General features: G+C 46.3%; 8 protein-coding genes. All 8 read right to left on the bottom strand.

Going from position 1 to position 11,671, the window contains the following annotated elements; translation table 11 throughout:
* Window positions 1-1,212: 1,212 nt before the first annotated feature.
* Window positions 1,213-1,488, bottom strand: a complete 276-nt coding sequence (gene cas2 / locus VNM22_09405) for a CRISPR-associated endonuclease Cas2 (GenBank protein ID HWP47364.1) — start codon at window positions 1,486-1,488, stop codon at window positions 1,213-1,215.
* Between the two features lie 2 nt (window positions 1,489-1,490).
* Window positions 1,491-2,510, bottom strand: coding sequence for a type I-D CRISPR-associated endonuclease Cas1d (gene cas1d, locus VNM22_09400; GenBank protein HWP47363.1), 1,020 nt, complete (start codon window positions 2,508-2,510; stop codon window positions 1,491-1,493).
* 130 nt (window positions 2,511-2,640) lie between these two features.
* Window positions 2,641-3,321, bottom strand: coding sequence for a CRISPR-associated protein Cas4 (gene cas4, locus VNM22_09395; GenBank protein HWP47362.1), 681 nt, complete (start codon window positions 3,319-3,321; stop codon window positions 2,641-2,643).
* Window positions 3,318-4,247 (bottom strand): CRISPR-associated endoribonuclease Cas6, encoded by a 930-nt coding sequence (gene cas6 / locus VNM22_09390; GenBank protein ID HWP47361.1) that lies wholly within the window; start codon window positions 4,245-4,247, stop codon window positions 3,318-3,320. The genes cas4 and cas6 overlap by 4 nt, the downstream gene beginning before the upstream one ends.
* A gap of 36 nt (window positions 4,248-4,283) precedes the next feature.
* Window positions 4,284-4,982 (bottom strand): type I-D CRISPR-associated protein Cas5/Csc1, encoded by a 699-nt coding sequence (gene cas5d, locus VNM22_09385; GenBank protein ID HWP47360.1) that lies wholly within the window; start codon window positions 4,980-4,982, stop codon window positions 4,284-4,286.
* 8 nt (window positions 4,983-4,990) lie between these two features.
* Window positions 4,991-6,019, bottom strand: a complete 1,029-nt coding sequence (gene cas7d, locus VNM22_09380) for a type I-D CRISPR-associated protein Cas7/Csc2 (protein HWP47359.1) — start codon at window positions 6,017-6,019, stop codon at window positions 4,991-4,993.
* A gap of 142 nt (window positions 6,020-6,161) precedes the next feature.
* Window positions 6,162-9,389 (bottom strand): type I-D CRISPR-associated protein Cas10d/Csc3, encoded by a 3,228-nt coding sequence (cas10d, locus tag VNM22_09375; GenBank protein ID HWP47358.1) that lies wholly within the window; start codon window positions 9,387-9,389, stop codon window positions 6,162-6,164.
* An 86-nt stretch (window positions 9,390-9,475) separates the two neighbouring features.
* Window positions 9,476-11,632, bottom strand: coding sequence for a type I-D CRISPR-associated helicase Cas3' (gene cas3, locus VNM22_09370; protein ID HWP47357.1), 2,157 nt, complete (start codon window positions 11,630-11,632; stop codon window positions 9,476-9,478).
* Window positions 11,633-11,671 lie beyond the last annotated feature (39 nt).

The raw sequence follows: 11,671 nt of genomic DNA, 5'->3' as shown, positions 1-11,671 counted from the left end.
GAATTTGAGTTGTCAACATCTTTGTCAGTTACGGTATGAACTTCGTAAGGCTAAGGAACGTTTACGACATAAAATTCATGTGATCCAAGGTTGTATTAAACAGCTTGGATTTTATTAGATATTTATGCAAAGATCAGTAATCCCCTACTCAATGTCCGCTTCCTTACCAATTCGGTTAAAAACTGTCAAGAAATTTCTCCCTTAAACAGCAGCGACGAATAAATAAAAGATAACACGTATTGCAAGCAATCCCAAAACCAATGAACAAAAGGCAACCTCTAAAACCAAACAAGGCCTTCAATTAAAAATATTTCTAAGCATTAAACGGAGACTATTACAGCAAGTACGGGCGGGAGGCCTCCCACCCCTATTCAACCTCATTTCCACTTTCTCAACTGAGGGGGATCCCTGGGTGTACGAGCGGGGGGCCCCCCGCTCGTACGTATCTAACCGGATTTGGAACCTGCTCGCATCTTGCCGACTCCACCTCTCCCAGGACATCCAAGCACTCTTCACCTGCGAAACCAAGTACGGGTGCAAGGCCTTGCGCCCCTACGTTCAATAAAGGTCTTCAGGCTCAGGATATTCCCCTTAAACACCTCCCTCACTAAACTCCCCTTCTCCACCAACTGGTTAATCAGGCGTCCGATCTGCATCAATAGGTAAAAGTTGTTCTGGGCTTGAAGGGGGGGGATATAGGGGAAAGGGGGGCTCCCCTATAAACTCCGTCCCTATCGACATCCCATTGGAATAGAGGATCTTAGCTTCCAGCACCGTAGAAGTAGGGGCGGGAGGCCTCCCGCCCGTACTCCGTCCTTAGGTCAACTTCTGAGTTAAGCACTCTAAGCAGTGGTGCTGTCTAAAACTCACGGTGCGCGTCCCATCCACCCCGATCATCACGTACTTGCCTAGCAGCCTATACCTATCTAACTTACGGGCGCAAGGCCTTGCGCCCCTACGTTGATCATCTTCCGCCTCAATTCCTGCAAATAATGGTTATCTAAGAAACTCAGAAAATTATTCAGGCTATCTCCATGTACGGGCGCAAGGCCTTGCGCCCCTACGGTCTGCAGCAGCCCTCGGACGTTGACCTCGTTCTTCCCGCTCCTCTTTGTTCATTCAAGCTTCACCGGGATGCGAAGAATTTTTTCTAATCTCGTCCGAATCTCCCGTTACTGTTGTACTTCCTCACTCATTCTTCGGAGCTGTCCCTTAAACAAAAACTGCTCCATCCTCCAATGGCATCCGACCTCCAATACGTTCTACCTGGCCGGTACATCGGTCACATAAAAAATAAAAGCGTATGTTATCGCCTTTCTCCTTATCAATCAGCCTGTCTAATCGGTCCCGTAACCGTAAATAATCCTTTTTTTCCAACTGACATTCAAACACACTGTATTGGACCCACTCCCCATAAGACTTCAAAACTTTATGAATCTGAGTACGTCGCTTGTTTTCTCTAACATCGTAGGAAACAATAATAAACATTCCTATTTCACCAGTAAGGGAACATATTCCTGTAACTCTCCAGTTAAAACCTTGGCTAAAATCCGAGCCTGTAACTCAAATGCCCGAAGATAACTTACTTTATAACCGAAAACTGGATGCCGAAACTCGGTCATTTTGCGTTCCTCATACTGCTTTAAAAAGGTCTTCCGTGCCCCTTCTTCCATCAAAATTACTCCCCCTAGCTGCTGCTCGAATTCAGCAGGTCCTATCATCCGCTTGTTTATCAACGTTAATACCACCGAATCCACTACGATCGGACGAAACTCCTCCATCAAATCCAATGCTAAACTGGGTTTGCCATGACGGTCAGCATGGAGAAACCCCACGTAAGGATCCAAACCAACAATGTTAATTGCTGCAATAAGATCGTACGTGAGCAGGGTATAACCAAATGAAAGCATAGCATTCACAGGATCCCGGGGAGGATGCTTGATCCTCTTTTCAAATTGAAACCCCTCCGCTTTAATTAGGACTCCAAATACACTAAAATAAGCTGCACTGGCTTCCCCCTCATGCCCACGTATCTCGTCCAACGTCTGTGCATAGGGTAAGGCCTCCTCTGCTTGTTTGATGCGTTCTATGGCATTATCCAATGCTATAAAACGACTGCTTGACTCGTCTTCCTCCGAACGACGACTGCGAACTAAAAGCGTCCGCATATTGGCTAGCTTACCAGCTACGACCGCCCGTGCAATGCGTTTGATAACTCCTTCGTCATCAGCAGCTCGATACTGGGCTCGACGTAAAATCACATTCCTGTTTAAGGGAGGTTGAATGTGACCCCGATACCGACCCCCACGACTCAAATAACAAAGTGAAATCCCATGCTCCAACAGGGCTTCCACTGTCGCAGCAGTTACTGCCACACGACCCAGTAAAACCACCGAAGAAACCTTTAACATTGGGACATCAATGAGCGTCTGCTTTTCCTTTGTAACCTTTAAACGCTCATCTACCTTGCGAAGTACAGAATCTTCCGTTGTAATATATAAAGTTGCCATAAGAATCAAAAAATAAGATCTAGTAGGTTAAACGTCTCGTTTGATAGTTAAACGTCTCGTTTGATAGGGGTGACCGGCCGGTCACCCGTACCCGTCCCCGGTTGCACGAATACCGGAAAGTTTATTCCTGCTAATCTGTTTTCTTCATAGCCCCTCCCTTTCCCTCCCCGCACGCAGGGAGAGGAGGGGTGGGACCTTTATTGAACGTAGGGGCACAAGGCCTTGCGCCCGTACTAAGTTTCGCCGTCTCACGAGGCAAACAAACGGGATAAAGAGAACAGCCACGACACCGTGGACTATAGATCGAGGGGGGTTTCTCACATTTCGAGAGCAATTGCCTGACCTTCTCAATAGTCTGTATTGTCTGCTGCCGAATTCGAGTATCAAGCCTCACTCCTTGCCGCCTCCCTGTAGCGGCATAGTAGATATACCCTATCTCGATCTCTCCACAATCTAACATCTCCTCCAGACATAGGGCTTGGGCACAAAGCTGTAGTTGATCGTTCTTCCAATCACCCCGACGACCCTTTTTAATCTCTACAGGATAGATTTTACCGTCCTTTTCCTCAATCACATCCGCCCGCCCATGAAGCCGGTATTTCTCTGAATAAAGCCAGACAGAACGAAATTGCCTGGTGTCCCCGCGCCGGACTTCAACCGGAATATCCGTACGAGCATGAAGAATGGAACCTTCAACTGTATGTTCGTTTTGTAAAAATTGCCCCTCACAATAAATGAGATAACAACGCCTGGGACAATAATCAAATTGATTCAGGGCTGAAATTAAAATGTGGTCTTCCTCAGTCTTCATAAAATTCTCCCACTCCTCTCCAGGATCTTAGAAGATTCTCCGTCTGAAATCCGCCTGGCCATTCCCATCCCCCGAGTCGTCTTCTTACCAATCCCACTGAATAAGGCAAAATCAGCTAATAAATTGGTGATCTTGATAAACTCCGGCGAAACAGGACCAATAATACGAAATGTCACCTGTCCAACAAATCCGGTAAGCGTGATTTCACTATCCTGTCGAAAAGGTTGGGTATGGATATGATAGCAAACAACAACAAGATGATTCTCTACGGCATCCACAAACTCAGGGGAAATAGGATAGGTTGCTCCAAAAGCATCGTTCCAACGATCGGCCAAACTCTTCCAAACAAGACGGGGCTCCGGTAAAGGTATCTGTCGGTCCAGGCGTTCAAATACGGTTGGTGATTTAAACTCAAACGTAATCACCCGCTCATCCACCGAAGCCCGGATAATAAGATCCTCCACCTCGCTATATCCTGCCCATGGATGTCGGCTAAACCCAGAAGCCAATACCTCGACAATCTGAAATTGGGTTTTATCAATAATCAAGACAGGAAAAGGACTCTCACCTTCCTTCTTTACTCCGCTGAGCCCCAGCAGATAACTTAATAAAGCCGGATAAACCCGGTCATCCAAAGCTGCAAGGTGTAACCAGTATAGGGTGCCTCCCGAGGTCAGAACCTTATGATTAGAACCGGTCCTGTTCCTTGCCCTCTCAACCCCCTTGTCTATAAATAATGGCGATACCGCATAATGCCTGAGAGCTGTCGGCTCGTCCAAATCCGGTCTGTCGTGTAATTCGGTGGCCAGCTCCGGATCAACCTGCCGCATGAGCTCCAGGAACATCCCTTGAAGTCTGGCCCCGGTAGCTTCACGAAGATTAAACTGTGATTTCGGAAAAATTTTTAAGACAATAGAATAAGGCATACCTTTGCTCCCTATTGAATTCTCAATCCTGAATGTTTAAGATTGCCGATCACCTGTAAAATTAAATTGCATACCGGCAGGGAAGCAGAAAGATCCCCCCGGACCTTCGACAATAAGATAATTTCCCTCAAGATGTGCATTGTTGATTAAGCTAATGGGAGGCATGTTGATATAATCACATAACCTCAATCTACTCATAGGTAAAACGTCCAGTGGATTGAGGGGATGAGTAGCCACATAAGAGCCACTCCTTTCTGATTTAATCCGACATTCATGCCAATCTAAATGTGCTTTCGCTAACCATTTCCCAAGTCGAATCCAGGGAGGAGGTTTATAACGGTCCGTTTGATCGAATATAAAAAACCGAAAGAGACTTTCGGGAGCCAGTTCCTTGGCACGTCCAAAACCAGGAACATTTTTTCCCCACAGGTCTCGTTTGAGCTTTTCCATATCCACATGATACCAGTTAATGGCATACTTCCACGTGTGCAGGGAAAAGGAGTGGCGAATAGAAACGGCCGGAGTTACGTAAATCCCTCGCTGATTGAGATCACTTAGATCTTCTCGATATTGCGGTATCTGTTGCCGTACAAAATAGGGACTTACCACAAGACCTAGGGCATAACATAAAGCATAATTATGGATCAATGCCTCGGTTTCATATAGCCGACCAACCTCCCTGGTAGCAAAGTATACGAAATCGTGAAACTCTAATTCGCATTCCAGTATTCGCATAATCTCCCTCACTTTACCCCAATAAAGGTATCAAAATAAGCTTTGGACTCTCGAAAGGCTTGCTCCAGAAACCGGCCGATAACTTCTTCAGATAGAACAGTATCCGCTTCTGCAAGAACGTTTTTGAGATGATCTCCCTGAATTATTTGATAACGAACTCCATCCCCCTGCAGCAACTCCGTCAAGGCCTTTTTCATGGCTTGTTTGACATCCTCTTCCAGAAGCGGATCAGGAGGTCTCAACTTATCCTTAAGCAAATCATAGGTTCTTTGGGTCAGACGCAGGTTGCTGGTAATCTCTCCATCGGCCGGTACAACAGCCAATACCATATTCCGCATTTTGCCCGTTCGGGTTGTTTGAGCTCCATAATGTTTGGTCCGAAGGATGTTATTCAATACATAAAGAAATCCCGCTTCGGTAGGATCTTTCAAGGTCACAATACTTGGGAAGAAGACCTCAGGCTTTACATGGTCTTGCGTATTTATACGCGAGGTGGTTTCTCCTGCACGGGACATGGTGCCATCCTCAAAAGGGGCATTGAGGGTCAGTACTTCATGGGAATCTTCATAGGCTGTGATGGAGAAGGCTGTATCTACTAAAACTTTAGACTTCTCTGAACCACTTTCGCCAATAGCGAAACCATAGAGAATGCAATCCGGACAGCGCATGCAAAAACTCACATTGTAATCACAGGCATGGTACATTCGGAATTGGTTCTCCAGCTTCTCTCGCCCCGTCCCTTTGGCCGCTTCCAGCCTTTGTCTGGCTATTGCATCGTAAATGCCATACTTTCGAAGCAGTTCCCTTCCGGTTAATCTTTCAGGTGTGGATTGTTTCCGTTTGAACATAAGGATACGTGTCATTAAACCCCGATCTTCTACCCCAGCCTGTACCCGGGCTGTATTGAGTGCTCCATCGGTCTGGAAAAGACTGTGGGATTCCGTAACCCGGAGAACGGCTAAATGCACATAGTTACCACTCGGTTTCGATGGAATAGCCCCTAAGAAAAGTCTTTCATCTAAACTTTTTAGAAACATATTTTTTCCTCCTTGATCGAAAATTTCCCTAAATCAAACCCTTACGTCTCTCTGTCGAGAATCGGTTGTTTCACCTTTCTCCATAAAACTTATCAAACCCGGAGGACTCTCCCTTCGGAAGATCCGACACTTTTTTTCGGCTTCAAACGGAAGCCGATACTTCAACTTCTTCGACTTCTTCTGGGATTTCAACCCCACGCTGACGACGCTCCTCGTCTTCTATTTTGCGGTAAATGAATTCGCAGGTATCCCGAAACAGGTTTAATTGGACCCCGACAAGACGCGCACGGTCCCCTCGAAGGGACTTTTCAAAAATCTCCTTAACAAAATATTCGGCAAAGTCCCAAACGGCTTGACGTTCTTCCTCTGGGGTAAGGGCCAACTTCCACTTACCCTCCACCAGATTAAAGGTCGGTTTTCCTTCGGCCTGTCCACTATGGACCCGTTGCATCAGGGACATCACCGCGGCCGCGACCAGATCCACCACTGCATCGCCAAATAAATCTTTATCGGCTTTGAGTAACACGTCTGCCGCTACATCTATCGGTTTGAGAATGGCATTGGCCTTGGCCGAAGCTCGCTTGGCACGATAAAATCGTCGATAAAGTTCGACTAGTCTTCTAGGATGATTCATAGCCTCCTCCTTGGGATCAATAAATTTGTAAAGCTCACCATAGAGTCGAATCTTGTTAGGTGGTGGAGATTCGAGCTGGGCTTTACGAATCCAGTTGTTTAAATAATGAAAAACATATAAGGGAGTTTCACTCAGGTCACGGGCCAACTCGGCAAGCCGACCCCAATTGGCATCGTAACCCCCTTGAGATTGCCGGGCGTTGGCATCCAGATGAATGATATAAGCCGCCGTGAAACAGGATAATACGGCAGGAATCTCATCCAACCTGAGGCGTAAGTGTTTTTCCTCTCTACCCTGTTCACAACGACTTAAAAGATGTGCCACAAAATCATGGGGTGCATCGAACATCACCGTCTCTTCAAAATCAGCACCGCTAGTATAAATGGGTACGGCAGATTCGGAAGCAACAACCTTGACATCAAACAGCAACGGGAAAAGTAAAGTGAGAAAAGCCGGCATAACCCAGGATTCGGTATCTGTTGCGTCACGCCCCGGAGGGATTGCAGCAAAAAAGAAGGTAATAGGTTCATCATTGGGATAATCCAGCTTGAAAACCCGGTTGTTTTCTTCTACCGATTCCTCACTCATGAGAAAAGTATCCAAGCTCTGGAACCGGGCCAGGGAAAAATCCACTTTCCCCGTCTCCCAAGAGGGAATCAGATGATCCCGAATATCGGTTCTGAAATTTGTTCGATAGAAGTTGGTGTAAGCCTTTCGTAAAAAGGTTACAGTTTCGGCTGTGAAGTAATAGGTTGGGTAAAGATAAAGATACCGATACTTTCTCTCCTCAAAGTCTTTGCCACTCTGTTTCGTACGGTTCATAAGGATTTGTCTTAGCATCATCTCGAGAGAACAAATAGGACAAATATTTCGTATGGCCTGAGAACCATAAAGAGGCTGCTTGTTGGTATAGACTTGGGGTTGAAAAAGGACTCCGGCTTCTTCCTGTTGAGATGCTTCAAAGGGGCTACTACAAAGTGAGCAGGGTCGGATACGAGCATGAGAACGTTTAAACCCATTATATCGATTCAACTCATTCAGAAAACCCTGTAAAGCTTCAGGGCCAGATCTTTCCCCTCGCTCCTGGTCCTCATCTTGCCCTGTCCCAATACCAATGGTGGTAAGTACGTAATTCCTTAGATCTCTCCAACCATCCTGGATTTTAACTCCTTGCAGAGCCAAAGAGATTTTTTGGGCGATGGTTTGAGCCAAATCAGTCAATAAATCTGGAAAATCATCCGGCCCAAACCCGGGGTTCCGTTTCAAATATTCGGCAGCCACGTAATACCAGCCAAGGGGAACTCCACCGGATGCACGGGTGGCTTCCGATTTTGTTTTGAGAAGATTAAAGACCTCCTGCAGATCGTTAACATTCAGGAGTTGAAGTAGTTCTCGAGCCACATCCAGCCGTTTACTTCCCTCTGAAAATCGCTTTTGACAAAACTCACCCCAGATTTTCCGTTCTATGAGATCACAAAACTCGGCGAGCCGATCAATACGAAGATCATCAGAGAAGTCGAAGGAAATATGAGAGAGTTCCGTGACTTTAGATTGAACCTCTCTAAGCTTTTCGGCACGCTTAGGAGCAGAGGCCGATTTCCCAACAATCTTCTGAAGAGCTCCCTGGAGAGCTATTTTTACCACTAATTCCTCCGGTGAAAAGAAAAGCCAGTAATAATCGGCAAACTTAAGCCCTTTGCCATCACGGTCCAGTCCAACCAGGCGCTTTTCGATTTGATGCGCACATAACTTACGGATTTTCGCGATAACCCTCTCTGGAATAGATGCTGTATCGATGGGAGGCAACCTCCTCTCCACCCCTTCGTTTGCAGGGGGAAGAGGAGGGGTCAGATAAACCACACCATTTGGGAAGTAAAGCAGTGGCTGATAACCTGCCGAACGGTAGAGATCGAGGAGAGCATTGTTCAGGATATTGGTAAGAACGCCTCGATTTTCTGAAATCGTATGAAAGGTAAATTGATATTGTCCATTGCTCAATTGATAAATCAGATGACAGAGATTTTCGGTCAGAATATCAGCCGGGTGTTTGACTTCAGAAGAAAGTAGATCGGCAAGTCGGGTCAGCCGCGCCGTCAACTCACAAACCTTATCTGAGATTGTGAGTTTGAAACCTATGGTAGGGTGATGGGTTTCATATTTTTCCTGGGTATTATGGGCCAGATAAGCCAGAGTGTCAATCTGATCTTCAGGGTTTAAACCTCCGGCCTTAAGAAAGTTATCAAGTCCAAGCCTCGCTATCCAACTTTTCAAAATAGGTTCGACAAATTCCCTGTATCTAAGAAAATCCGGTTTAAATCCAGCTCCAAACCGTTCTTTAATTCTCTCTTCAACCCCTGGAAACTTCTCCCAATCATGTAATACATACCCTGCGATAAACAATCGATAGGATCGCTCATCCAGGTAACGGGCTATGCTGGTATCCATTTGACGGAGTTTTCTTACAAGGGTAGCAACGGGAAATAATCCATTAAGAAGATGGGCGGTAATAGATTGATCTCCAAGGGCGCGTTCCGACTTCATCGGTTTTCCTGCGGCCAACATCTCCTGGCGCTTCTGTTCGACCCAGGTCCCACCTTTAGCCGTACAGCCTGCCAGTTCGGCAAAAAGCCGGGGGACAACGTCCGTAGAAAAGTCTTTGAAAACCGAATTGTCCGGATTTTCAAATTCTATTGCCTTTTGAAGAATTCTTACGGTTAAGATTGAAGAGTTATCCATAAAAAGTAGAGGTCCAGAGTCCTGGATAAGAACCTTCCGCTCACAGGGAGGAGGAGGTTCTTACCCCTTACTCACCCCTTCATAACTTATGCAATCCACCCCTTTGATGGGGTCTTATTAAAGAAATACAGCGATTCCAGCATCAGGGCTTCTTGACCAAAGGCAATGGAGTACGGTGGATTTGGATCGGACATGGAGTACTTGTCGGCCAGGGAATAAACAGGAAAAAGCAGGGGTAGTGCCCGACGGAACTTTACATCGAGCCGGTTCATTTCGAGAATGTAACAGACCAACCGCTGTTGTCGAAGCTTGGCGTTGAGCCTGTTTTGATAATCCGATTCTATATTAAGGAGGTTAAACCCTTTCAGGACCAAAACCCTGGAGAGATCCAACTCCGACAAATCACAATCCAGATAAAATCTCCACCGACTGGGACGATCCAGGAAACTGTTTACCTCAATGAAAAGCGCGGCATAATCAAAAGGTTTCGTGGAAACTCCGACCGCTTCAACCTTTTGTAGAAACTCTTGCCGGTCCAGAACCCCTGAAACCCGCCAGTTGGATAGAAGGCGGGGAAGATCATAGGTTTTAAATTGTTCCCTGGGGTCTTCCACGGTCAGGTCTATAACTCCACACTCAAGCCCATTTCCACCACGAAAACTACGAGCTACTTCAAGGATCTCCGGTGCATAGCCCTCTCTCTTTTTGAGATAGCCACAAACCTTACCGACCTTTGCTCTAAAATTTCGGATTCCAAAGGCCTGTCGGATATCTTCCTTGAACCCTTCACGGATGGTTTCATAAACCCCTTTAATTTCCTTCTGACTGAGGGCATAGTAGACATAAGCCGATTGCAGGATGCCCCAACGCGAAGGGTAGTAACGAAAATCGGTGACCGGCGGATAAACCTGGTTTACGGCATCCCGGAGCTCCTCCCGACTATAAGCCATCCCGTCTATAAGCAAAGCCTGATCACTCTGCCCTTCTTTCTTTATCAGCAACCTTTCGTAAATAAATCGGGGGATCAGGGCATAAGCATAGAATGTGTGGAATTGAATAGGAATACCTTCTTCATTTGTATATCCATCATGGCGCCCGAGCCGTCCGAATCGCTGGATAAAGGAGCTGGCATCCACCGCTTCGAAAATTAAAAGGTTAATTTTAAAATCTACTCCTACATCCACTGTTGAGGTTCCGATTAATAGATCTGCCTTGTAAGAAGCTGATTTCTCACTTTCTGTACTGAAACCTGTATTCTCTCCAACGGTAATACCTTGGGAAGTCAACTGTCCTTTCAGTGCCCTTGTGAGACGCTTTGCAGCCGCAACGGAATTTAAGATTATAGCACCTTTAGATCCTGGATGGTTGCGGAAGAATTGAACAATAACCGGTTCTACATTTTCCATAATCCATCGCTCGGTGCCGTTTTCTGGGACCACCAGGTTCAAAGTTACCTCATGGGAAGTCCTCCGCCATTTTTTGCGAAATCCCTCGTCCCCGGCTTTACTCTCTTCACGGCGTAGGTGACAATATTTACTTTCCACTACCTGGTAATTCACCCCGGCTTTTTCCAGGAATCCCCGGAGTAAAGGAGAAGGTGTAGCTGAGAGGAAGAGGAATTTCTTACGACCGGGTCCCGAGATATGCCGGGTCAGGAAGATGGCATTTATGGCACTGACGGCCTGAGGGGTACCGAAAAGATGAAACTCATCGAAGACCACCAGATCAAAGTTATTGACCAATCTTGCAAAAACTTTATCCCGGTTATCCAGGGGGCGAAGGTAATAAAGATTAAATATGTAGTGATAAATATCCGGATTGGTCAGAATAATTTCACTTTCCTGGAATCGGGTCAGGAGTTCTGTTTGTTTGGTTATCCCTGCCGTTTCTGCCATCGCTGCCAGCAAATCTGCCGAGATTCGACAAACCCGGGGTTGAAGAGACAGGCGAAACCGGGAGACATAATCCTTGAGCTGACTCTGCTGATCCCGCCCCAGTTCGTTTGTGGGATAAAGGGCCAGAGTCGGCATGGGTGGACGAGATAAAAGAGCCCTGGAAAATGCCGCCAGTGATTTCCCTCCTCCCGTTATTACTCCATTAAAAATCACGTCCACGTTGGAATCCATCAGCCATTTGAACGTTTGTACCTGGTGTTCATAAGGCTGAATTCTGGCCTGAACAAAAAACTGCTCAGGTTGCTCACTTAATTTTAACCAGGTTTCTTTAATGGTAATTTGAGCCACGGTCAGTTAATCCTGATGTTTTTACTTAATAAAGCAAGT

The organism is Candidatus Limnocylindrales bacterium, from assembly GCA_035559535.1.
Lineage (GTDB): Bacteria > Moduliflexota > Moduliflexia > Moduliflexales > JAUQPW01 > JAUQPW01.
This window is presented reverse-complemented; position numbering and strand designations above follow the sequence as displayed.